Source organism: Leptolyngbya sp. Heron Island J, from assembly GCF_000482245.1.
Lineage (GTDB): Bacteria > Cyanobacteriota > Cyanobacteriia > Phormidesmidales > Phormidesmidaceae > Leptothoe.
In genome coordinates, this window is the sequence record NZ_AWNH01000014.1 from 216218 (window position 1) to 241277 (window position 25060).

Annotated in this window: 20 protein-coding genes and 1 other RNA gene; 10 read left to right on the plus strand and 11 right to left on the minus strand. The window is 47.3% G+C overall.

Annotation, left to right across the window (positions count from 1 at the left end; all coding sequences use genetic code 11):
• Positions 1-14 precede the first annotated feature (14 nt).
• A complete protein-coding gene (locus N836_RS44525; protein WP_023071095.1) occupies positions 15-1931 on the minus strand; it encodes a tetratricopeptide repeat protein in 1917 nt (638 codons plus the stop codon).
• 331 nt (positions 1932-2262) lie between these two features.
• On the opposite strand from N836_RS44525, the gene N836_RS44530 reads away from it, so the two are divergent.
• Together N836_RS44530 and gmk are read left to right on the plus strand one after the other, a co-directional pair.
• The gene (locus tag N836_RS44530; RefSeq protein ID WP_023071096.1) at positions 2263-2997 is read left to right on the plus strand and encodes a phycocyanobilin:ferredoxin oxidoreductase; all 735 of its coding nucleotides are present in this window, start codon (positions 2263-2265) and stop codon (positions 2995-2997) included.
• A gap of 47 nt (positions 2998-3044) precedes the next feature.
• Complete coding sequence (gene gmk / locus N836_RS44535) at positions 3045-3707, plus strand: guanylate kinase (protein WP_023071097.1); 663 nt, start codon at positions 3045-3047, stop codon at positions 3705-3707.
• Here gmk and N836_RS44540 read toward each other — a convergent pair.
• The 5 genes from N836_RS44540 to hemB all read right to left on the minus strand — a co-directional run bounded on the left by N836_RS44540 (position 3637) and on the right by hemB (position 9050).
• Positions 3637-5379, minus strand: a complete 1743-nt coding sequence (locus N836_RS44540; RefSeq protein WP_023071098.1) for a peptidoglycan D,D-transpeptidase FtsI family protein — start codon at positions 5377-5379, stop codon at positions 3637-3639. The two genes, gmk and N836_RS44540, sit on opposite strands and share 71 nt — an antisense overlap.
• Before the next feature lie 52 nt (positions 5380-5431).
• Complete coding sequence (locus N836_RS72860) at positions 5432-5995, minus strand: hypothetical protein (protein ID WP_023071099.1); 564 nt, start codon at positions 5993-5995, stop codon at positions 5432-5434.
• A 472-nt stretch (positions 5996-6467) separates the two neighbouring features.
• Positions 6468-7184 carry a biliverdin-producing heme oxygenase gene (locus N836_RS44550; RefSeq protein ID WP_023071100.1) on the minus strand — a complete coding sequence of 239 codons (717 nt, stop codon included), beginning with the start codon at positions 7182-7184 and terminating at the stop codon, positions 6468-6470.
• Between the two features lie 415 nt (positions 7185-7599).
• Positions 7600-7932 (minus strand): metal-sensing transcriptional repressor, encoded by a 333-nt coding sequence (locus tag N836_RS44555; RefSeq protein ID WP_235071034.1) that lies wholly within the window; start codon positions 7930-7932, stop codon positions 7600-7602.
• A gap of 131 nt (positions 7933-8063) precedes the next feature.
• The gene (gene hemB, locus N836_RS44560) at positions 8064-9050 is read right to left on the minus strand and encodes a porphobilinogen synthase (protein ID WP_023071102.1); all 987 of its coding nucleotides are present in this window, start codon (positions 9048-9050) and stop codon (positions 8064-8066) included.
• Between the two features lie 141 nt (positions 9051-9191).
• Between hemB and N836_RS44565 the strand changes: the two genes are divergently transcribed.
• The 6 genes from N836_RS44565 to N836_RS44590 all read left to right on the plus strand — a co-directional run bounded on the left by N836_RS44565 (position 9192) and on the right by N836_RS44590 (position 17208).
• Positions 9192-9788: a biotin transporter BioY gene (locus N836_RS44565; RefSeq protein WP_023071103.1), complete on the plus strand. Its 597-nt coding sequence runs from the start codon at positions 9192-9194 to the stop codon at positions 9786-9788.
• A 15-nt stretch (positions 9789-9803) separates the two neighbouring features.
• Entirely contained in the window at positions 9804-10304 is a 501-nt protein-coding gene (gene lspA, locus N836_RS44570; protein WP_023071104.1) for a signal peptidase II, read from the plus strand.
• Positions 10305-10528: 224 nt separating this feature from the next.
• Positions 10529-12805 (plus strand): transglycosylase domain-containing protein, encoded by a 2277-nt coding sequence (locus N836_RS44575; RefSeq protein ID WP_031291730.1) that lies wholly within the window; start codon positions 10529-10531, stop codon positions 12803-12805.
• Positions 12806-12898: 93 nt separating this feature from the next.
• Positions 12899-13381 (plus strand): flavin reductase family protein, encoded by a 483-nt coding sequence (locus tag N836_RS44580; RefSeq protein ID WP_023071106.1) that lies wholly within the window; start codon positions 12899-12901, stop codon positions 13379-13381.
• A 96-nt stretch (positions 13382-13477) separates the two neighbouring features.
• Complete coding sequence (locus N836_RS44585) at positions 13478-13828, plus strand: phenylpyruvate tautomerase MIF-related protein (protein WP_031291732.1); 351 nt, start codon at positions 13478-13480, stop codon at positions 13826-13828.
• 1265 nt (positions 13829-15093) lie between these two features.
• Positions 15094-17208: an NACHT C-terminal helical domain 2-containing protein gene (locus tag N836_RS44590; RefSeq protein ID WP_023071108.1), complete on the plus strand. Its 2115-nt coding sequence runs from the start codon at positions 15094-15096 to the stop codon at positions 17206-17208.
• A gap of 35 nt (positions 17209-17243) precedes the next feature.
• Here the strand turns inward: N836_RS44590 and N836_RS44595 are convergent, their stop codons facing one another.
• Complete coding sequence (locus N836_RS44595; protein ID WP_023071109.1) at positions 17244-19781, minus strand: U32 family peptidase; 2538 nt, start codon at positions 19779-19781, stop codon at positions 17244-17246.
• A 147-nt stretch (positions 19782-19928) separates the two neighbouring features.
• On the opposite strand from N836_RS44595, the gene N836_RS44600 reads away from it, so the two are divergent.
• Positions 19929-20483 (plus strand): DUF2808 domain-containing protein, encoded by a 555-nt coding sequence (locus N836_RS44600; RefSeq protein ID WP_031291736.1) that lies wholly within the window; start codon positions 19929-19931, stop codon positions 20481-20483.
• Positions 20484-20488: 5 nt separating this feature from the next.
• On the opposite strand, the gene N836_RS44605 is transcribed toward N836_RS44600, so the two are convergent.
• The 3 genes from N836_RS44605 to N836_RS44610 all read right to left on the minus strand — a co-directional run bounded on the left by N836_RS44605 (position 20489) and on the right by N836_RS44610 (position 22559).
• A complete protein-coding gene (locus N836_RS44605) occupies positions 20489-20962 on the minus strand; it encodes a hypothetical protein (protein WP_023071112.1) in 474 nt (157 codons plus the stop codon).
• A gap of 107 nt (positions 20963-21069) precedes the next feature.
• Positions 21070-21253, minus strand: a non-coding RNA gene (ssrS, locus tag N836_RS74110) — 6S RNA.
• Positions 21254-21392: 139 nt separating this feature from the next.
• Complete coding sequence (locus N836_RS44610; protein WP_023071113.1) at positions 21393-22559, minus strand: 5-(carboxyamino)imidazole ribonucleotide synthase; 1167 nt, start codon at positions 22557-22559, stop codon at positions 21393-21395.
• Between the two features lie 286 nt (positions 22560-22845).
• Between N836_RS44610 and N836_RS44615 the strand changes: the two genes are divergently transcribed.
• Positions 22846-23367 carry an XdhC family protein gene (locus tag N836_RS44615; RefSeq protein ID WP_023071114.1) on the plus strand — a complete coding sequence of 174 codons (522 nt, stop codon included), beginning with the start codon at positions 22846-22848 and terminating at the stop codon, positions 23365-23367.
• Between the two features lie 178 nt (positions 23368-23545).
• Here the strand turns inward: N836_RS44615 and N836_RS44620 are convergent, their stop codons facing one another.
• The gene (locus N836_RS44620) at positions 23546-24388 is read right to left on the minus strand and encodes a WecB/TagA/CpsF family glycosyltransferase (protein WP_023071115.1); all 843 of its coding nucleotides are present in this window, start codon (positions 24386-24388) and stop codon (positions 23546-23548) included.
• Positions 24389-25060 lie beyond the last annotated feature (672 nt).

Genomic DNA, 25060 nt, shown 5'->3' on the forward strand with positions numbered 1-25060 from the left:
CTCCCCGTCCTGCGCTACAGCTTTAACATCACCTCAGGCAAAAGCTCGGCAGGCACCTGGTTCAGCGCTCCTTGCTGTCCCTCCAGACCCAGCAGCTCATAGTGAGCAGAGACATTCCGAACCAGGGCATTAAATAGCGGTGTGTAGGTCGCAGTGCCTTTGGGGGATTGTTGCAAGGCCGCAATGTAGTGTGTCAGCGCCCGGTCTAAGTTACCAACGATTTCGGTGCGATGCTCTGCGGATCGCGCCAATCTGTCATAAATACTGCCTAAACAGTGGCGAATCGACGCTAGTTCCAGACTTGACGGGGCCAGTTCTGAAGCCTTCAGGGCAGCCTCATAGGCAATGATGGCATTTTGCTGATAGCGTCCTTCAGGATCGGCTGGAGCCTCTGGGTGATTAGCTAATTCCCAAAAGGCCGTTCCCAAATTGTTATAGGTACTGGCACAGGCTCCTGGATCAGTGGTCGGGGTGCGATAATTTAAGGCGTCACGGTAGGCTGCGATCGCATGTTTGAGCAAAAAGATGGGACGCTCATAACGGGATAGACTCCAGTAAGCAATACCCAAATTGTTTTGTACTGCTGCATACTCTAGCGGAGCAGTTTCAGGATGATGACAGCGTAGCGCCTCGTTATAGGCTGCAATTGCACGATGAAGATGATGCTTAGGCTGCTCGTAGTAAGCCAGTTTCCAATACACCGAGCCCAGACTATTTTGCAACGTGCCATATTCCTCAGGCGTCGTTTCCGCTGAACAAAACGGCAGGGCCTGACGATAAGCTGTAACCGCCTCTTTGAGATGGGTAACCGAATCGTCATGGTTGGCTAAGGCACTGTATACAGCACCTAAATTACCGTAGAGACGGCTGGCAGTATCCGCATCGGCGTTGGTGCACTGGAGACCTTCTTTATATAGTTCAGCACTGCGGTGCATCCCCTCCAGCAGAGCCGAACGCTCGTTTTGATGCTGAGCCTGGAGCCAATGCAGGGTGCCCAGATCATTTAATCCCGCTGCTCGCTGGCTATCGTCCGTTGGCAGCCAGCGTAGATAAATCTCAAAGGTTTCAATAGCAGTCGTTAGCAAATTGGGGGTCATTTCCCCTGCTTCAATGCGATCGCGATAGTGATTCCCCAAAGCCCGATAAGCCTGCATAATCTCGACCGGAGTAGCCCCTTTCGCTTCTAGCTGGGCCAAGGTTTCCAGCGGATTCTCCAACGCTGTCACATCCAGGGTCACAGACTTGGGGAGTGGCGGTGGGTTTAATGGAGCCGCCGCCGCAACGTCAGAAGTTTGGTCAAGTTGGGCCAGATCCGCGCTCAAAATTTGCCAAATATCAGGACTCTGAGCAGTTTCGACATCACCATAAAGACCATCCTCGACCGCAGGCACAGCCGCCGTCTCCGGTACAATCGGCACAGGCTCACCCACAAACCGAAAGACACCGCTACGCCACTGCCAAAACTCAGGCGCAGACTGCTCCAATTTGCGATACCAGGGCCACGATAGCCAGATCACCAAGCTGCTGTCCAGATGAGGCAGCAGTGACTGCATACTTTCAAGGGAGCGTAACAAATGATTTTGCGATCGGAGCGACGCATGGGTCATCGCATCCAGCCCGACAACCTGCAGATGTGGCGTCGGCGTCGGTGCTTGTTTGAGCCACTGCACCAGCTGCAGCATCAAATCAGGCTGCCTGGGGTCAAAATTCAGTTGAGCCAGACCAACTGCACCACCATCGTCTAAAGTACTATCCGCAGTAGCCAAATCTGACTGCAGTCTGGCTACAAGCTGTGCTTGTAGCGTATCGCTGTCACAGACCGCAATCAAAAGCTGGCGTCTAAGATTGAGCTGGAGTACAGTTTTCAGTTCTTCGTACTGCCGTTGATTGAGCCCCAAAACTTTGCGAGATTTGAGTTGTGTAGCCACCATAGCGTCAAAAAAGTGTGTGAAACAAGGGAACGGGGCAACAAAAGTGGAGGCTGAGGCCAACTAGCATCCAACAGTGGAATACTGGTATAGCCTGCGCTATGCCCTAATAGGCACAACAGTCAAGTACCCATCTTTTCCCTAAAAAACAATTCACATCAGGAATAAGGTAATGAATTCACGCGAATTAAGGTGACAAATTGGATCATAGCTAGTTGATTCTGCCTGAGACTGAAGCGCTACTGTAAACTTGATATAGTCCATTATCCGTGACGATACCGTTTTGCTAATGGTGCAGTCCGATCCGTTTATAAGGTGAACAGAACGCTCATACATGTCGATTACGGTAAAGTCATCCATCCGTCAGCATCAGAACTCTGTCATCTGTGAGCTGGCCGATATTATTGAAGAAACCTGGCAGCATCACCTTGACGTCTCGCCTTATCATCTCCCTAGCGATCTTGGCTATGTAGAAAGTCGTTTAGAAGGTGAGCGCTTAGTCATTGAAAATGTCTGCTATCAGACTCCAGAATTTCGGAAGCTGCATCTAGAACTTGCCCAGGTGGGTCCAAATCTAGACATCTTGCACTGCGTCATGTTCCCCAACCCCGACTATGCACTGCCGATGTTTGGTTGCGACATTGTTAGCGGTCGCGGGCAAATCAGTGCTGCCGTTGTTGATCTCTCGCCTACCAGTTCTAATGGTTTACCCGTCGCCTACACCCGTGCTTTAGCAGGGATGGGCACTAACGGCTACAGCAATCCACGGGAGCTACCTAGCTGGGGTCATATTTTTTCAGACTACTGTTGCTTTATCAGACCCATTGGCCCCCAGGAAAATGAGCGGTTTCTAAACCAGGTACGCCACTATCTGACCTTGCATTGCCAACAAGCCACAACTACATCCCCTACCCCTCGCCAGCGAGCTGAAATTTTAGCCGGGCAACGTAACTATTGCACCCATCAGCAGCAAAACGACAAAACCCGTCGCATTTTAGAAAAAGCCTTTGATTCAGCTTGGGCAGAACGCTACATGACCACTGTGCTATTTGATTTACCCAAAGAATAGGCTAAAAAAATGGGACAGTAGAATTTCCGTAGTTTCCTGTGTTACCGATGCCTTCAATTTCATTGCCCGTCAGTTCCCAAACAGTTGCTACGTCATCAGCCTCAGGGCAATTGATCGTCTTTACAGGCCCCAGCGGCGTTGGCAAGGGTACATTATTACGTCAGTTACTGAAGCGTCATCCAGACATTCAGCTATCGATTTCAGCGACTACTCGTCAGCCTCGACCCGGTGAAGAGCACGGCAAACATTATTACTTTGTGTCTCGTGCTGAATTTGATGTCATGGTGGCCCAGGAGCAGCTTTTGGAATGGGCTGAATTTGCAGGCAATTACTATGGCACACCGCGTCAGCCGCTAGAAGCGATGATCGACCGTGGTCATGTGGTGATTTTAGAAATCGAGCTGGAAGGAGCCCGCCAGGTACGTCAAACGTTACCAAAAGCACCGCAAATTTTTGTGTTGCCGCCCAGCTTGCAAGAGTTGGAAGCCCGTATTCGTCAGCGAGGACAGGATTCGGACGCTGCGATCGCAAAGCGCCTGACACGGGCCGAAGTTGAAATCGCTGCCGCCAGTGAGTTTGACATACAGATCATTAACGATGATCTAGAGCGGGCTCTCACCGACCTAGAGAAAGCCGTCTTCAGTCAGCTGACCCCGACGACGAGGGAGGAACACCCGCCATCACCACAAGAGATTCAACAACCGACTTAACTAGGGGGGCTGCCACCGTTGAACCATAGGCATCGTCCCCCAAGGGTTCATCAATCACCGCCAGCACCACATAGCGAGGATTCTCTACTGGCAAAATACCAACGAAACTAACTAAGCGACCATCGCCATATTCCCCATAGGCATTGGCCTTTTGCGCTGTGCCCGTCTTACCTCCCATGCGGTAGTTGGCGATCCGGGCCGTTTGCCCAGATCCAGACTCCACCACATCCTCCATCATTTCCACCACAGTCTGAGTGGTTTCCCGAGAAAAAACCGTCTTGGGCTCTGGGCGTTCCGGCTGCCAGGTCAAATTCCCCTCTTGATCCACCAGTCCCCTCACCACGTGGGGGGTAACAAGCTTGCCACCATTGGCCAAAGCGCTATGGAGCTGGACCAGCTGGAGCGGATTCAGCGAAAAGCCTTGCCCAAAGGATGTTGTGGCCGCTTCAACAGCGCTATTGACAAATTGAGACCGGCTTTTGAGCTGGGCCGTCGCCTCAGCAGGCAGTTCAATCCCAACAGGTTCGCCTAAACCTAAGCGTTCAAGCCATTGATAGTATTCAGATCGCTTTAGCCGCTCCATAATGTGAACCATGCCCACATTGCTGGAATAGCGCAGAATATCAGTGACTGTTATGGAACCACGACCGCCCACTTCGTTATAGTCGACATTTTGAATGGTCCATTGATCGTACTGTAGACGCCCTTCATCAAAAATGTATTCGTCCGGGGCAAGCAACCCTTCTTCAACGGCGATCGCAACGTTAATCGGCTTAAACGTTGATCCCGGCTCATAAAGATCGCTGACAACCCAGTTCTTAAACTGCTCAACCTCTGCTTCGTAATAGCGGTTGGGATCATAGGTGGGCGCAACGGCCAAAGACAAAATAGCCCCATCGCGACTATCCATCACCACCAAGGCCCCCTGCTTAGCCCCATGTTGACGAACAGTAGCCTCTAAATTGCGCTGGGCAATTCGCTGTAAACGGCTGTCTACAGTTAACTGCAGCCTGAGTCCATCGCGGTTAGGCAACTGCTGCGGCGTGTAGGGCAGAGGCACATCATCCAGCTCATACAGCAAGCGTTCCTGCAGCGCATACTCCAGACCCGCCTGGGGAACTCCTTCCAGATTCACATATCCCACCAGCTGAGACATCAATGACTGCTGTGGATAAAAACGTTGCTGGCTTGGCAACAGATCCAAACCATCCATCCTCAGATCACGAATCCGTTTTGCCAGCTCCTCTGACACATCTACCGCCACCTTAAGTCCGGTTTCCTGCTGTTGAAACCGTTGTAATAGCGAATCCTGGGATTTACCCAAAACATTCCCCAACGTATTAGCCATCTCCTCACGGGAGCGACTAAACAACATCGGATGGGCATAAATGGTGTAAACGACTCGATCCACCGCCAACACATTCCCCTGGCGATCAATCATCGGTCGCCGTGAAGTCCGGGGCACCTGGGGCAAATTCTGCCGTTGCTGCTGAGCCTGAGCTTTGAGATTATCTCCCAAAACCAGCTGCAAACGAGCCATGCGAGCACTCAAGCCCACCATAGACATCACCATCAACGCCCAAACCGTCACCAGACGAAACCGAGGCGAAGACACATGACGAGGCCGACGACTAAACCGACGACGCTCTGAATTAGATGGCTGTGTAACCATAAATTTTAAGCAAGCAAAACAGAGGCGCTCACATCAAAAAAGCAGTGACCTTTCAATACCCCAGAGGATGATGGGGCATAGGCTCTGGAGCATCAGGCTCCAGCCCAGGCTCAACTGACGGACGCGCCGGAGCAGGTGACAAGAAGATAGCACGCTTAGGCTCAAAGGGCTTAAATCCGGCTGTGGGTGATTCCGCTTGCTCGGCCATGGTATTTTTCAACGTCGCGTTTGCAGTCGTCACCTGTTGAATTGCAGCCTTTAATGTATCTAGACGGTTAAACGAGCGAGCCACAGCCTTATCCAAGTAAACTGTCCAGCTGTAGATAATTAAGGCTGTCGCCACCAATCCACCTGTCAGCACAGTAGAACTCTGCTGCACACCCACCAAAAGCTTCAGACCCAGCGGTAACCGAGGCGTTCTAGGTAGCTGCTTTACCTCAGCGGGTACGGCCTGAAGCGTCTTAGCTCTAGAAGGAACAGAACGAACAGGCGCTTCAAACAGTGCCTCAGGAGACACATCTTGCTGACCCTTAGAACGCAATAACACTAGATTTTGCTTCCTAGAGCTTTTAACGCTATCACTCTTACCTTGATCAGCTCTAACGGCAAAACCCACTCGTTTACTCCTTACTTTTAGCGTTGCCCCATGCGTTAGAACTATATCCGCTCAAACGCACCAACATTAAACCCAATCTGAGTAAAAGCTGCAGTTTTCACTATTAAAACCGACAGCCCTAACTCTGAAATAGACTTAACATTCCATGCTTCACCAAGAAAATAGCAGAAAAGGTGAACTTATCAAGTATTTTTTGGCACCCAATGTAAAACTATAAATAGCTAATCTAACTATTTCAGTAGAAACCCGGTCTTATCAGGAATAGCGTAATTGTTACTTAGAAATTGAGCACTATGCTACAGGAGTCTTTTCTAAAGGGCAAGCTTCAAATAGATTCGCCGCGCCACCAGCAATCAGCAACCCTTGGAACAGACATACTTTAACCAAAAAGAAAATAGGCAGCTCCCTAAGGAATGCTGCCCATCTTTAAAGCTTTTGATAGCGACCGAGTCAACCGGTCGCCTGGCAAACGCTATTCAGCCGCAACCAGCTCAGTACTGCCACGCCGACGCCCACGGGTAAGGCTATTAAACAGCATCTGACCAATAGCCTTAACCAGGTTACCTTCAAGCTCTTGGAACAGCCGCATGTTGATCCCAAAGGCATCGTTAGCTTCCTCTACGATGCGATCGGCCATGGCCTCATCAACAGGTGCTGCATTAATCGTGCTGCGATAATTATCCTTAAACGCACCCTCATCAGGGATAGTGGGGAACTCATAAAAAGCAACTCCCTCATCATCCGCTAAATTCATCGCACGCTGGGCAATGTTCTTCAGAATCTGACCACCGGACAAATCACCCAAATAGCGGGTGTAAGAATGACCTACGAGCAATTCAGGCGACTCATTAGAAATCTCACGAATTCGCTCAACGTAAGCTTGACCCTCTGGAGAAATCGAAATTTGCTCTTTCCAATTTGGGCCGTAGTAGTAGGCTAGGTCAGTCTCCAGAGTTTCCTTACGATATAACTCAGGATAGTAAACCGACGAAACCACAGGATGGTCCTTGTGACGCTCTAATTCTTCTTCCATAGCAGCGTACACATAGTAGAAGTTAGCCACCAGCTTACGGTAGGACTTCTTCTCAACAACGCCACGTAAAAAACAACGAACAAAGCCTACGTTCTCGGCCATTGTGTGCGCTTTCTGCGTACCTTTCTTGAGCTTCTCGGCTAAATTGCTGCTCATACTAAATATCTCGACGTTAAATGAATTTAATATCGTCCGCCGTACGCGTAGGACGACGAAGAGTTAAACGGCATTAGCCATGCTCTAGAGTCTTTGTCAGCTCTAAAATGCATGTGGTCCAAGGCCGCTTAAGAAATAGGGACATCGCCACAATTGCTACCGTAGACCGTTTCGATGAGCCATTACATTACATTTTTTTACGCGGGAGAAAAGAAAATTCCTACCAAAATCCTCCTTAGAAAGCCACAAGGCTATCACCGCATTTGGTTCATCAGATATAGCAACGTATCTTTTTCGTAGCATTTCGAAACTTTTTGAAATTTTTAGCGGGCAATTCTAAAAAAATTGATTGCGGCCTGGCTACAAGACAACTCGTTACTGCGTCGTGAGGTACCTCACCAAACACGAGGTCACACTAGTCAAAAAAACGATCAAGGGCAGCTTTTAACTCGGTCAGCTCGGCTTCAATATTGCCTTCGGTTACAGCTCGACTAATACACTCGCTCAGATGCTCATCTAATATCAATCGAGCGACACGATCCAGGGCTCCTCGAACAGCAGCAACCTGTACAAGGACATCTGGACAAGGCCTGCCTTCATGCACCATGGTCTTGATACCACGGACATGGCCCTCGATGCGGGATAAGCGATTGACAATCCGTTTTAAGGATTCTTCACTGTGGGTGTGGCCATGGCCATTCGCATCATGGGAATGGGAATGGGAAATGGCGTCTGAAGAGATGCTCAAGGCTATGATCAGTAGAGGTTGAATGAAGTGTAAAAAAAATAACGAACACCTCGACTGAGGCATTCGTTACATATTGTTACGTTTCTACGTTTTTTTGTCACGTCAAACAGGTTTTATGAATCAGGTCCGTTTTACTGGCCTTTTAACCATCGAGCCACGTCTTTGGCGTGATAGGACAGAATCAAATCAGCCCCTGATCGCTTAAAACTCATCATAGTCTCCATCACCAGCTTTTGTTCATCCACCCAGCCATTGAGAGCTGCTGCTTTAACCATAGAATATTCGCCCGATACGTTATACGCCGCTACAGGCAGATTGCTGGCTTCTTTCACTCGCCAAATGATGTCCATGTAGGCCAGAGCTGGCTTCACCATCAGCATGTCAGCTCCTTCAGTAATGTCTAATTCGATTTCCTTGAGAGCTTCCTGACCATTGGCCGGGTCCATTTGATAGGTGCGACGATCACCAAACTGGGGTGCAGACTCTGCAACATCCCGAAACGGGCCATAGTAGGACGACGCATACTTAGCGGCATAGGACAAAATTGGAATATTCTCAAACCCGGCTGCATCCAGACCGGACCGAATAGCCCCAACAAAGCCATCCATCATGCCAGACGGTGCAATAATATCTGCTCCGGCATTGGCTTGAGACACAGCGGTTTTCTTGAGTAGATCTAGGGTAGGGTCATTCAGCACTCGACCAGTCAGGTCCCCTACTTCCAAGTAACCACAGTGACCGTGGGGAGTATATTCACAGAGACAGGTATCGACTGTCACAATTAGGTCAGGAACAGCCTTTTTGACCGCCTCTGTTGCCTTTTGCACAATGCCGCAGTCATGCCATGCCCCTGTAGCGTCGTCATCCTTACCCTCTGGAATCCCAAACAAAATAATTGAGGGAATACCGAGATCGTAAACTTCTTTAGCTTCCTCTACAATCTTGTCTACCGATAGCTGGTAAACACCGGGCATCGACTTTACTTCATTAGCAACGCCCTCACCAGGAACCGCAAACAGCGGATAGATGAAGTCACTGGTGGTAACAACGTTTTCACGAACCATACGACGCAATTGTGGGTGGCTGCGCAACCGGCGGGGGCGATGAGTGGGAAACATGTCAGTTCTTAAAGAAAGCCTGTAAAAGGATTAAGTAAACAGTCTAAAACCTGCCTGGACCTATACTTTCAGTCAGATTAAAAAAAGTAACGTTCGCGGCAAACGATAAAATAAGCCACCGTCACCAAGAGGAGTATTTAGGTGTTTGCAACGGCAGAGTTGCTGTGGGCATTAATTGGCTTGATTTTGACCATCGGGGGCACATGGTTAGAGGTCTTTATTACCACTGGACCTTGGAATTGGGCTAATGGTATAGACGTTCTTTCGCTTGGGGTCAGCTTTCAAGTCGGAGCTGTTTTATTAATCGGCTGTTTGGGGGGGCAAAATGCAGCGGCTCTGTCACAGGTCGCTTATCTCAGTCTGGGGCTTTTTCTATTCCAGGCATTTGATTTTCAAGTCTTTACCCAAGGGGGTGGGTTGAGCTATGTCAGAGAACCGAGCTTTGGCTATTTACTTGGATTTATTCCAGCGGCATGGGTCTGCGGCTATCTGGCATTTTGGGAAACGCTGAAGCTAGAAACATTAGCGCTGAGTTGTTTAGGCGGCCTGCTTACTATTCATGTAGTGGGATTAGTGTATTTGCCCCTGGCCTATGTATTACAGTGGACTGGTGAAAATGCGCCATCTTTGGCAGAGGCTATTTTCACATTCTCAATTGCGCCCATTCCAGGGCAGCTGGTCTTGGTCTGTGCGGTTTCGGTGCTGGCCTACGGTATGCGCCAGATCATGTTCTATTAGCACCGTCATAACAGCATGGGTAGGTTAAGGAGAAAACAAATCAATCGTCTGTTCTGGGTGGCGGCTTTTATCGGGCTGCTTCTAGATCAAATCACCAAGCACTGGGTCGTCCAAAACTTTAATTTGGGCGAACCGGTAACGATTATTCCAGGGGTGCTCAATTTTACCTATGTGCTGAATCGAGGGGCTGCGTGGAGTATTTGCAGCGGCGATAATTGTCGTTGGATACTGCCCTGGCTATCGGTCATTGTCAGCCTCGCGATCGCAGGCTATGGTCTGGTGATGCGGATTGAAGATCGCTGGGAGCGTGCTGGCTGGGGATTTATATTGGCCGGGGCCATGGGGAATGGCGTCGATCGGGTCAAAGCCGGTGAAGTGGTGGATTTTATTCAAGCATTTCCTATTACCCGATTTCCGGTGTTTAATCTGGCGGATATCTGGATCAACGTGGGTATTGTCTGTCTATTGATCGCTATTTTTGTGGCAGAAAAACGTGAACAAAAGAAGAAGTCTTAAAGGATATTTGCTGAGACCTATGCTTAAACGTCTTTAGAAATGTGGGGGATATTATATTGACCCTATCTAACTCTATTTAGGGACTTAGAATAAGCCATATTCATATTCGCAATCCTGGTTGTGTTGACTGTAGTTGTAATAGCTGGATCAGGGGTCAATGATTGAGGGGTTATAGTGAACCCATACATCAAACATCCGTATTTTCAAACACTCTACGTCTAAGGATGACTCAGCCACCTCACCGTAATTCATCGACGACACCCCCACGAACCATCTTGGGAACGATGACCCAGGTGATTCAAAATGTGGCTCGGGTAGATTTCAATAAATTGGCGTTGAAGCCCGGTGCCCGAGTGCCAAAGCTGGTAGTGGACTATGACAGCCAGCGGCAAGAATATGATCTGGTGGGCGATCACTATGTGTTGGGGCGTAGCTCCAAGAACTGTGACATTGTGGTGCGCAGTCCGCTGGTCAGTCAGACGCATTTAACGCTGACTCGCGATCGCAACCAACCTGGCAACCCCTTTGTCCTCAAAGATCAAAAATCCACCAACGGCACCTACTGCGGCAAAAAACGGCTTAAAACCTTTAAGCTCCAAGATGGCGACGTCCTGAGCCTGGGACCGAAAGAACTCAATGATGCCGTTACTGTCCGGTTCCAAAACCCAGCACCGTGGTATCTCAAAACGATCCGCTATGGTCTTTATGGCATTACCGGCAGTATTGCCCTCACTGCCTTTTGGGTCGTAGTCATTGAATGGCCCAAAATCCCCATTCGCCCCATTCCCGAATCAGTGCAAGGGCCAGTTTCAGTGTATGGCAATGAAAATGGCGATCGCGTCTTGCTAAATCCGATTACCAACCAGGCTCACATCGAGAAAACAAAACTGCGGGAATATTCCAAATATTTACCCCAGGCCGTGATTGCCTCAGAAGATTCTCGTTATCACTGGCACCTGGGCGTTGATCCCTGGGGTATTGCCCGAGCCGCCAAAACCAACATTAGAAGTGGCACCATCCGCGAAGGCGCTAGCACCTTGACCCAGCAGATGGCCCGTAATATCTATCGGGAATATGTGGGCAGCGACGACAGCGCCATGCGCAAAATTCGCGAAATGATTGTCGCCCTCAAGCTAGAAACGTTTTACAGCAAGAACACCATCATGTTGCTGTATCTCAATCGAGTGTATCTGGGCAATAATCTCTACGGATTTGAAGACGCTTCCCAGTTTTACTTTGATAAGTCTGCTAAAGACCTCAACATTCAAGAAGCCGCTACTTTAGTCGGCATTTTACCGGCCCCCAATGCCTTTAATCCGGTGCAGAGCTACGACGATGCCCTGGATTATCGCAACCGCGTAATTGAGCGGATGGTGGCCCTGGGTATGATTAACCAGGAAGAAGGTCGTAGCGCTCGAAGATCGCGGATTGACATTAGTCCCAAAGCGCGAGAACAGCTCCAGAGCATTCGGGCTCCCTACTTTTACAGCTATATTTTTGACGAATTGGATCAGCTTCTAGGAGCCAGCTTAGCCCGAGAAGGCAATTTCTATGTGGAAACCAGCCTGGATTTAGAGCTGCAAAGTCAGGCAGAAACCTCCATGCGCTCCGGCATTGTCAATATAGGTGACCGGTATGGGTTTTCCCAGGGAGCCTTGGTTACCCTGCAATCTTCTACAGGTGAGATCAAGGCCCTGGTGGGCGGCACAGATTACAGCCAGAGCCAGTTTAATCGGGCCTCGCAAGCTGTCAGACAGCCTGGTTCCACGTTCAAAATTTTTGCCTATGCCAGTGCTCTAGAACAAGGCATTTCTGCAGGGACTGGCTTTAGCTGTAGCGATATGAACTGGGGTGGTCAATTTTATCAGGGATGTCGCTCTGGGGGCGGAACCCTCGATATGTATGACGGTTTTGCCCTATCGGAAAATGTGGTCGCCCTCCGGATTGCCCGTGAAGCTGGGTTAGACAACATTGTGAACCTGGCCCGAACTATGGGTATTGAATCGACATTAGACCCGGTGCCTGGATTAGTGCTCGGTCAGAGCGGAGTGACCCCCCTAGAAATGACGGGAGCGGTAGGCGCGATCGCAAATGATGGCGTTTGGAATCGACCCCATGGCATTCAACGAATCTTGGACAGTAGCGCCTGCAGCGATGACAGCGACCCTAGCACCTGCCGCGTCATCTTTGACTTTACAACCGACAACAGTGCCGGTCGCGATATCAATGTCATCACCCCCAGCACCGCCCGCACCATTACCTCCTTTATGCGAGGCACCATCAACAGCGGCACCGGTCGCAGTGCCTATCTGGGGCTAGGTGAGGCTGGCAAAACCGGCACCACCAACGACGGCGTTGACCTCTGGTTTGTCGGCTTTGTCCCCAATGCCAACCTGGTCACCGGCATCTGGCTTGGCAATGACGATAACACCCCCACCAACGGCAGCAGTTCTCAAGCCGCCCAGCTCTGGGGCAACTACATGGACCAAGTCGCTCAGTAAAACAGCCCAAAAATCACTCGCCCGCGCAACACACTCACCTCTCTCAATTCGTTTAAACTGAAGCGTTGTAAGCAACATAAAGGGTGAGTACCCATGCTCGACGAACAGGCAAAAAAAACGATGCTGCGCAAAATTCCCCATGCGCTGTATATCTGTGGTGTCAAAGATGGCGAAGAAGTCAATGGCTTTACCGCTAGCTGGGTCATGCAGGCATCCTTTGCCCCACCGCTGGTCGTCAACTGCGTCAAAGCCGATTCAACTTCTCACGCCATGATCAAAGCCAGCGGGGTGTTTGCCCTTAGCGTTTTAGAAGATGGCCAAAAAGACCTGGCTCAAAACTTTTTTAAGCCTCTGCGTCGCGTCGGCAATAAATTTGAAGACATCGAGTTTTACCCTGGACCGGAAACTGGCTGTCCCATCATCAAAGACACCCTGGGCTACGTCGAGTGCAACGTCATCAGCGCCGTTGAACATGGCGACCATACTGTCTTTGTTGGCGAAGTTATCGGTGCAGGCATTCATCGGGAAGGCGATGCGCTGTTGCTATCGACAACTGGCTGGAACTATGGCGGTTAGTGCAAACCCATAGCTACCTAGGGCATCCACAAGGGCATGCCCCTATCCTGCCTATTAGCCTGCCTCAACCAACATCTCATTTACCCCAAATCACTTATGCCTCTGATCAAAGTTCAAACCTCGGTCGAAGCCCCCTCTAAAGGCGCTGTGGAAGACATGCTCAAGCAACTTTCGGCTAGCCTGGCCAAACATCTGGGCAAGCCCGAATCTTACGTCATGACCGCCTTTCAACCCAGCACTCCCATGACCTTTGCTGGCAGTACTGAGCCCACCTGCTATATCGAAATCAAAAGCGTTGGCACCATGGGCAGCAAAACCAAAACCATGAGCCAGGAATTTTGTGCTCAGGTACAAGCAGCGTTAGGTATTCCTCCCAACCGCACCTATATTGAATTTGCTGATTCCGACGGTGCTATGTGGGGCTGGAATAGCAGAACCTTTGGCTAATCTCACAGTTGCCAGTCACCCCACCCGTAGCACAACAGACTTTAGGCTCTCTTTAAGAGATTTTACGGTGGTTTTACGGTGATGTGCTTAAGAATTGGTTACATTGGATTTGTTCTTGCAACACAATCTATATAAACACCCTATGTGTAACCCGCCCCGGCAGAAATGCCGGGGTTATTTATTAGGTTTAAAGTATGGAATTACACTGATATCTCAATGCGTATATCAGGCAAAATCACATTAATTGAAATCGTTTAGATAGGTGATCTAGGTCACTTTTTCTGAATTTGACTTCAAAAATCAGCTAATAAGAAATAAATTTCAGACATGTTCAAAAAATACACCTAAAGCCCTTTAATGAGAGGGGTACAGACATCTTAACTGCAAATAGATCAGTAACTTTAACCAGTCTTCAAGCAAATTTGCAGGGTATTTACGGTGCCAGAGACGAAAATTAATTACATTGAATATGTGCTTGAGGCACACCTTATATGAAACCCACTATGTGTAAACTAACCCCGGCAGCAATGTCGGGGTTATTTATTGGATACAGACCTTTAATTGACTTAACAGCACTATCCAACAGAGCTTTAAATAAGCAGTCATTTTTTTAACGTCTGCAAATCTAGACGCACAATTAGTGCTGTTTAAGATTCCAAACGACCGTCAGTCAAGATGAATACCGACTTATAGCAGTGCGTTATCACAATAGTGAAATATGCTGTGAGGAAGGTAACATTCTATGGAATTTAGATTTTCTTGAATCTCTCAAGGACATCTGATTGATGGCTTCAGATGCTCTACACAGAGAAGATTCTTAGTCTAAGCTGATACCTATAATACCAAGTTATGAATTGAGGTTTGGCGAGTTTTATCCTAGGTAAACTATTGCCGCACCCAAGTTTTTTACGATATATTGAGGCTATCTAAGCGTTATTGATAAGTGCAGTTGCATTAGCTAAAAAAGCTCGCACTCATGAATCTGTCAGGGATAGATTCTTATGATGAGTTAATGCAGGAAAGTAATTTTTGAGTCTCACATTAACATCTTTTCGCCTTATGTCCGACCTAGTTTGACTCTTAGGGACATAGCATCATAGTGATTTAAAAACCAAGCTTTAGTCTCTTATTAGAGATGAGCTACTGGTTACCATTTCATATAAATCCCTGAGGCGAGGAGAACCTATTTATTCTTAGTTAATCCTAAACTCTGAATAGAGTGTAGATCTCAACATAAACCATTGTGTAGCCCTGAGAATTGTCTAATGGACCCTTTAGCGCAATCAGTATTGACGAGTTTAGTCGTTCCTATTTATGAGTTGATGTCAGCTTCTGGGAAAAACCTATTCCAACGGTTTACCCAGAGAAAAAAATATAGACAAGAGTTAGAAATTGCTATTCGCGAATACGAAAATAGATATCACAGTCGTCATGGTCGGATCAAATTATTAGGAATGACTGAAGCAATAGATATCGATTCTATTTTTACAAATATTAAATTAGGCAAGTTTAAAGATCGACAGTTCAAATCAATTCAGACCCTGGAAGAATCTCATCGTCAGATAGGTAGAAGAAAATTTCATGCTGTTAATCTTACTAAACAAGAAGCAATAGAAATAGTGAATGAAGAGCAGTTTCTTATGATCCTTGGGGGACCGGGTGCTGGCAAATCTACGTTACTGAGAAAAATAGGATTAGAGGCACTTAAACCAAAACAAGGAGGATTATCCAACCCTGGAATCCCTGTTTTTATTGAACTAAAACAGTTTACCGAAAAAAATATTAATCTTGAGAACAAAATCTCAGAAGAGTTTGACATTTGCGGGTTTCCAAATGCAGAGGAGTTTACCTCTAAAGCACTATCTCAAGGCAACCTTTTGATATTACTTGATGCTCTAGATGAAGTTCCAAGCAGCAACTTAAATGATGTCCTGATACACATTAAAAATTTTGTAGACAAATATGGTAAAAATCGCTTTGTTGCATCTTGTAGAAGTGCAGCTTGTTACAATAGCTATCTTAATTTCAATGATTTTTTAATAACTGAATTTGATGATGCTCAAATTGAGAGTTTTTTATATAAGTGGTTTCAGTCAGAAGATGATAAAAATAATAAAACTGCTCAGAAATGTTGGGACATTCTACAGAAACCTAAAAACTCCGGTGCGAAAGAGCTTGCCCATAATCCCTTATTACTAACACTCTTATGCTTTGTATATGCAGGTTCTCAAAATCTACCCAAAAATCGTGCATCTCTTTATGATGAAGCCCTAGACCTATTTATGAATAAGTGGCTCGTGGAAAAACGAGTTCAACGAAATCCTATTTATCAAGATCTAAATCCTCCTATAGAAAGAGCAATGCTATCAGAAATTGCTTATAAAGGGTATGAAGCAGATAGATTTTTCTTTTCGGAAAGAGAAGTTGTTCAGAGAATTACAACTTTTTTACGAGAGAATCTAAATGCACCAAGACATTTGGATGGCGAGGAGATTTTAAGATCTATTGAGATACAGCAAGGAATTTTAGTAGAACGCGCCCATAATATCCACTCATTCTCACATACAACATTTCAAGAATATTTAACTGCCCAGTACATAGATGATCATCGGCAAGTTAAAAAACTCGTGACTGAACATCTAACCGATTCTCGCTGGGAAGGTGTTTTTTTACTGGTTTCGGGTTTGATGAGAGCTGGAGCAGATGAATTACTTCTATCGATGGAAGAGGAGTCTCGGAAATTTATTACAACTGACAAGTTACTGGCTTTATTACAGTGGACCAATGAAATTACCATTGAGTGGGATAAGTATTTTCATCCAACAGGTAAACGTGTTGCAGCACTAGGCTTGCTCTGTGCCCTAGTATATGGCTATAAAAGGGAGTTTGATTCATTCGATGAAATTGCTAAAGCATTCAATTACAGTCGACGGTTAACATCACAACTTGACGGAAAGCTCTATGGTGAATTTGATCGAATTTGGAGGATTGTATATTCTGGTGCTAGTGTGAATGCCCTTGGAAATCATCGAAAACGGGTTCGCTCTCTCGACATAACTTTTAGAAAGTTGCAAGTATTTCAAAGTATAAACTGTCCTGTATTGAAGGCAAATTTAGAGAGCCTTAAAACACAGTTTCCAGTATCTCCACAAAATAGCAAAACTTACAAAATACTAGCAGCAAGTGTTTTAGAAACCTGGCTCAAAGCTTTTGGACTAACCATCGAAGAGATTACACTATCTTCCGAGGAAACTGAGGCATTAACGCAATATTTAGCTACAAACTTATTAATCATGAAATGTCAAAAAGCATCAGTGCGTGTTTCTCGCAGTGTATGGGAAGGGATAGTATCTCGTATGCTAACAGTCTCTTGTGAGTAAGGTTAGGAAAATTTCCTGGGAAATCCCAACGATTTTCATTCTAAAGCGCCGCGGGTTACACCAAGCCTGCTAGATAATTTAAGAGTTTGCCACAGCTGACGTCCGTTTATTTCTCCCTGGAGGAGCTGCTGATAACGGGTGAGAATATGTTGAACCTGAGTCGGTGTTTCGTTGAGGAAATCAATCCGAAAGTGACGTGCGCCTTGCTCAATTAGCCGAGGAATAAACTCTGCGCCGGTTTGAGCGACACCGTTATACAGAGTATTACGACAGCCAGCATCAGCTTGCAGAATATGCTCAGTGCCGGTGCGATCGCGAAGCATCACCTCATGTTGCTCACAGGGTCGGCCACAGTTCGTAAAGTCCGTCCCCTCCGACAAAAAGGCGCAGAACACACAGTGCTCCATGTGAAACATCGGCATATGCTGATGCACCGTAATATCAAACCAGTCAGGAGGTGTGGTCTTGAGCAAATCGAGCAGCTGCGTCACATTCAGGTCGTAGCTAGCCGTCAGCCGTTCTAAGCCAAACTCCGTTTTGAAATAATCCGCCGTAATCAGATTAGCCACATTCAGCGAAAAATCCCCAACACAAGGCGAATCGGCAAAGAATTTGAGATGGTCATAATTGCGCACCAGATAACCATCAGCATCCGCTTGGCGCACCTGCTTGAGAATGTATTGCTCTCCCGGCTTGGTAATCCGTGGCGGCGCAACATACAACTTAGCCTCAGAATTTAGCTCACGAGTAAGTGCCACCGCATCCCGATAACGCACAGGATTCTCCAGCTCGCAATAAACCGTAGTCATGTCCGCAGCCAGCACAGCACGGAGTTGATCAAGATTCCGAACCAGAGGAATCAACGTGGGTTGGGTTGAACACGTGAAACCCAACGAACCCGTAGGTCGAGTTGCCTCTCCAACCCCCAACCGCTCCGGCACCAAATCCCCATACGTATGTCCCGTCTCCAACCTCCAAACCCTTGGTCGCATCCGTTGCCCCAACAATTGCTCCACCAGTTCCCGCCGCAGACGATTTAGCTCACTCACTGGCACAATCAGCCCATCAGCCAGATTATTTGTTAAAGTACCGAGCCTAAACGGTGTATTCCCCAATCGCGAAAGTTGTTGTATCAACTTTTCAGACGTCAGTGGCCGGTTACGAGCCACCTCCAATGCCTTTTCAGATGCGACTCTGGCTATATGGCCCTGGGGATCGGTTGCGATCGCAATCACCGGCTCCCCTTCAGTCCCATACACCTCAATATCAATCGACTGCTGCACCTGGGGCTGATCGCCGCTGTATGTCTGACGGAGGGTCTTATCCAACTCTGGATCAGACGTCTTCCAAACCTTATAGCCTGGTTTTACCCGACGCAGATCGATGCCCTGTTTAGCAAAATTCAGCCAGACACTGCGGCCCCGCTCTTCCACACCATAAATTCGCCCACCCTGATCCGTATCCGGGTGGCCCGAATCAAACACAATGCCATCGCCAGCCTTAACCGATACCTTGGTCTCCAGCTCCACCTGCTGTTTAGTCACACGCACGACATCACCCAGATACACCCCCCGCTTTTTGGCAAACCGGGCATGGACTAATTCCTGGTTATTAATGCCGCGAAACCAGCCCGTATACAGACCACGGGAAAAGGCCATTTCCAAGTTGTAGCGCTCATCGGCTGTGGGCTGATATGAAGCCAATCGATTGCCCAATTTCAGAGAAGATTGTTGTGTTGTTGAAGTTGGAACAACGGTCTGCAGCGCTCGATCTAATGCCTGTCTGTAGACACGGGTAACATTAGCCACATATTCCGGCGACTTGAGTCGTCCTTCTATCTTTAAACAGCTAACACCCGATTTAATTAAATCGGGTAATACAGGTAGCCCCGAGAGATCTTGAGGACTGAGCAGATATTGCTTATCGCCTAGATCAACCAGTTCTCCATCTACCTTCATATCGTAGGTCATCCGGCAGGCCTGGGCGCATTCACCTCTGTTGGCAGAACGCCCTCCCAACGCTTCACTGGTTAGACACTGCCCAGAATAAGCAACGCACAGAGCCCCATGCACAAACACCTCTAGCGGCAGGGCAATATCTTCTGTTTGTTGTTGTATTTTCTCAATATCTTTGAGAGAACATTCTCTCGCCAGCACGACCAGTTGAGCACCAAGATTGTTGGCGAACTCCACCCCTGCCGCTGAGGTAACAGTCATTTGGGTAGAGCCATGAATAGGAAAATCAGAGGACAGATGCCGAATCAGACGACACATACCCACATCCTGGACAATCGCGGCATCCACACCCGCAGTAATCATGGTCCGTAGATAGCGTTCTGCTGCCGCCAGCTCCCTTGGAAAAATCAACGTGTTGAAAGTGACATAGCCCTTGACACCGCGACTGTGAAGAAAGGCCATCAGTTCAGGGAGATCGGCTTCGGTGAAGTTTTGCGATCGCATGCGCGCATTAAACCGATCCAGCCCAAAGTAAATCGCATCCGCACCATTTTCCACCGCCGCTTGCACACATTCCCACGTACCCGCTGGCGCTAGCAATTCAGGACCGTGATTCATCCTCATCCTCAAACCTATGTAACACCCACTTGTCCACTTATCCAATATTATGGCGCTATCCAGCATCAGTCCTGGTCGTACTAGCTCCACCCCACAATTCCAATAAAATTTTCCACAATGGGGGTATTAGCATTAGAGGCCCCAGTCATGCAAATCAGATGGCTACCGCTATCAATCGGCACAGTAGCTGCCATGACATTCAATGCCCAGGCCATTGAACTAGCCGATGGTACCACCGCATTTATACAACCTCCTCAATTTCTGAATGCGTCTACCACCAACGACTCAGTTATGCGTCGTAATGCCACCTATTTCTTTACCCTCGATTTGCCGGCTAATGCTGATGCCCCTCTACAAAGCGTTGTCATTGAACCTCAAAACCTGACACGCTATCTGCAGCCTTACCAACTAGACCGAACGATCGCGTTTGCAGAGACTCCTGGAGACGAGCAAAGCGAGCTGAGTCTGGGCGATGTTTCCATTGATGAAAATACTAAAGCGGTCACAGTAGAGTTTGAGCCCCCCGTTGAACCCGGCCGATTGGTCACGATTGGGTTACGCCCACAGCGCAACCCCAGACTAGACGGCACCTATGTATTTCGGGTTACAGCTATCCCAGAGGGAGACCAACCCCAAGCACATATTGCTGGTCATGGGCGGCTTTATTTTATCGATAATGATCGCGATCGCATCTTTCGATAAATACCCTACTTCCCCAGCGCCGCATCTAAGACCTTGCGAGCGTCTTCAGCATTAGCCCGCGCATCACGATAGCGCAGATTGCTTTGAGCAAAGGTTTTTAGCACCTTAAACCCATTCTTTAACTCTTCCAGCTGCTCGTCTTCTATAACATCATCGGTGAACAGCAAATCTACCAATTTTCTAACCTTTAAGGCTTCACTGCGGGACCCCTGCACCTTCACTTTCAAATTAGCCAGGTTACTCAGCACCTGAACCGCATCAACAATTGCATTTTCCTCAGGTGTAGGGTCTGTCTTTTGTTCTTTCACTTCAATAAAATCCTTTGGGGTAAAGCCATCATCCAAATCAGCCGTTAGCTTACCATCGCCCATCATTTCTAGAAGCTGATCCATCGCCTTTTCACGGGCTTTTGCCGAATCCCGTCCAGAAACGGTAATCAATACATCTTCAGGGCTTTGAGGAATCGTGTATTGAACCATGGGATAGTATATTTGTACCCACCAACAATACCAATAATACTACCGGATAGTGAACCCCACAGCAAAAAGCTCTTGATCTAATGACCAAGAGCTTTTCAAATCTTAAAAGTTTCACCGCAACGCCGTCTTACCTCAGTTTTTGACCTGGAAAATCCAGGTGGGCCCGTAGTCGCGATTTAAAGTTTCCGGGTGCAAGCCCGGTATACTGCCACCGCGAACTTATTCGATGCCCTTAAGTGAAAAGCATAGATCAAGAAACATTGTTGGCAGTCACCAACGCCGTAGTGAAACTAGAGTCATCATAACCAACTGTCCTGGTAAATCGACAAGGGTTGATCGATAGGGATGATTGAGCGGTTTTCCTCACCTCAATCACTATTTCAAATAGGACCCAAAAACCTAGGGGTGTTCCATGGAACACTCCTAGGTTTTAAGAGGATTCGGGATACCAAAGAGCCTCTATCTGATGAATTAATTGGTTTAGTTCATCACGGGTATGGATGCGATCGCATGTCACTGTGACATGACCTAATTTTCGCCCAGGCCGGGATTCACCTTTGCCATACCAATGGACATGAGTATTGGGTAACGCCGCCAGAGCCGCCCGTCGATCCCTATAGTCTGATGTGGAACTTTCAAAGCCCAGCAGATTGATCATCAGGGCCTGAGAACAATTGAGTTGAGGCGATCCCAGCGATAGTCCAGATACCGCTCGCAGCTGTTGTTCAAATTGCGAAGTCACACAAGCATCTAACGTATAGTGACCGGAATTGTGGGTGCGCGGTGCAATTTCATTCACCAACACACGGTCGTTAGCAGTTAGAAATAGCTCAATACCAAAGATCCCAACGACACCAAGCTGACCTAATAAAGTAGTAGCAATATGAGCAACCTGCTGCCCCACCGACTCGCTCACATCCGCTGGCGCAATCACACGGCGACATACTTGATCTATTTGCTGAGACTCGACTACAGGATAGAGAACAATTTCTCCAGACTGAGAACGGGCAGCCATGACCGCCAATTCTCGTTCAAACGGCACAAACGCCTCTAATAAAACCGGCTGATAGCCGAGCTGAGCCCACGTAGCCTGGACTGCATCAAAGTCACGCAAAATAAAGGTGCCCTGACCGTCATAACCATGACGACGGGTTTTGAGAGCCAGCGGCAAACCCACCGTAGCGATGCTGGCTGCTAACTGGGGCAAATCGGCTTCTGAGCTTAAGGTGACAAACTTCGGAGCAGGCAACCCCAATTTTTGACAGTACAGTCGCTGATCATATTTGTCTAATAGCGGTGCTAAACAGCTGAGCTGAGGATAAAACCGGATACCTTGACGTTCCAGTTGCTGTAGCGCCGGTAAATCAATAAACTCATTTTCAAAGCTAATCACATCACATTGCTGAGCCAAAATCGCCGTGGCATCTGCATCCGCAACCGCACCAATAACTACATGGTCAGCAATAGCAACGGCGGGATCAGAGCGCTTTGGCGTTTGGATGAGCAAGCTTAGTCCCAAACGTTTAGCTCCAGCGGCCATCATCCACGCTAGTTGTCCGCCACCAATAATGCCGATTTTTTTTACTGTTTGTCCCATATCCAATGCAAAGAATACACTGGGAGGTCACCTTTTTTAACTGTCCCCTTAAGCGAGACAGGGGATGTCTTTTTTAAGGATGCTTGTCATAATATAACTTTACGATTCCCCTTAAATTAGACAGGTTGCTCCGTCCCAATTGCCCAACCAATAGTAGCGCTCTCCCTGCCAACATGTTTATCTGTTGTTGATCTAGGGAACGCTCCCGGCTGTAATGTGCATGTTTTATGTACTCTACAGGTTGGTCTCTGCCGAGAATTGATAACACCTTATTATTTTTTTATCGATGACTCAGATGACGGTTAATACACAAGCCTCTTCGCTAGAACTCTTTTCTTGTTTATTAGAGCAGCTCTCTCAAGGACCTGTTGTTCTAGCCATTGTGACCGCTATTCAAGGTCAGGTTGCCTCTCAGGTAGGTGAAAAGCTGCTGGTATGGGGTGATGCCCAAAGTGCTGGCAATTTAACTGAAAACACCGTGAAAGCAATGATTATCACGCAATCATTTGCTGTTCTAAAAACTGGTATTTCCCAGCGTCTCGTGATTGATCCTGGGGATAATATGTTTGCGGTAGCTTCAGTCCCAAATGCCAATAAATCCAACGATCAGGTACATGTGTGGCTAACTCGGTGGCAAGGGGAAAATGCGATCGCAACTGTACAAGACACCTTAGAGGCTCTCAAAACACATCAGCCTAATCGTCTAGTTGTCCCCCTAGTAACCGGCCAGTTTCCCTACATTGTTAGTCAAAATTCTCCCTCACTACGAAACTTACAAGGTCAAGACGCCTACATTGAAGAGCTATAAACCAGTCAATTCAAGCCTTTATAAAACATCAACAGAAAGTTAACAACCAAGATAATCTCATCTCGCCGGAGACTAACCTCAAAAAGCCCTTGAATGCCTTCAACATTCAAGGGCTTTCACTATGACACAGACTACATCAGCTATAGAAACCGTAGCCTGAGACTATAACTTGACAGCTCTAAACTGACTTACGCTCTCTTCTAGCCGTCCACCACTGTTGAAACAGCAACTTAAAGAATGGCATATCTTCAATCAAGTAGCGTTTCCAAAGACGCTTAGGCTCAGACATTGTCCGATATAGCCACTCCAACCCTAGTTCAGTAACAAACTCAGGAGAACGCGGCTTATGGCCAGCCTCAAAGTCAATCGCCGCACCAACAGCTAAAAATGTTTTGATATTAGACAGCTTACTTCTATGCTTAACAATCCACTTCTCTTGCTTAGGAGCACCAACACCAACCACTAATACATTGGCAGAGGAAGCACGAATACGTTCAATAATAGCTTCACATTCCTCAGGACTCTTCTCAAAGCCAAAAGAAGGAGAGTGTGCCTCAACAATAATCTCACGTCCAATGCGCTCATTGATACGCTGTTGCGCTAGTTTAGCCACACCAGGAGCCGCACCCAACAGATATATTTTCACATCGGGATTATCTCGATGATAGTCACAAAACCAAGGCAACAAATCAGAGCCCGAAATCTTATCACAAATTGGCGTACCCAAAAACTGAGCAGCATACATCAGAATTTTACTATCGCATACGCGAAAGTCTACAGCCTCGTATACTTTGCGAAATTCTGCATCATGCTGCAGCTTCATCAGGTGATCCACATTAGGAGTCACGACAACACCGCCATCAACATCTAGACGTTCTAACAGCTCTTCACGAGAAAGGTTGTCAATCTCAACATCTAAGATATTTACTGTGGCAGTTTTGTCAGTAGTCAGAGCCGATGAATTTGCATAAGAGTTCTTAAAATTTTGGTCTGAAGTGACGACCGAGGCTTGGTACTGCATGATTTTAGAAGGCTACCTTTCTACTAATACAAAAACATTTACAACTGAAGCTGAAAGACAAAAATGATAATCTATGTTCTATAAGAGGAACAATTTGCCTATCAACCTGAGGGCTGTTGGTAAAGGGGGAGATAGCACCTAAACAACTGTTCCAATAGCGTTATACCACCAGATAGATAGTCGTTCCGCGCCTTATCTACACTCATCGAATAAACTTAATCAGATAATAAAGAACCGATGAGAAGATACCCCTAATACCTACGTAAGTAAAATCACAATAGTCCCCAAGCAGTAGCAGACCAAAGTTTCAGGCTCCGTCTTTAATACTGCTAAACAACCATCAGGCAACTTTTACAAGAAAGCCATGTCCTGATGCTGTTGCACTTCACCTATAGACCACCAATTATTGGCAATAGTTTCCTATAAAAAGGTCAAAAATCTGCTTATTTGGCGGTTGCATAATCATTTAGTCTGCGCGTAACGCTCAAGAACCCCTGAAATGAATAATTCCACAGAAACATATCCATCAGTAAAACTGTTGATAATTCATAGAAATTACAGCAACTTTTTTACAGTCGGTGCTGCGTAGACAGAAAAACCCGGCAATTTGGATAAATTTCATGCATCCCACAGTGAATACCATCAGCAATAAGCTGCTACAAAACAATTTTG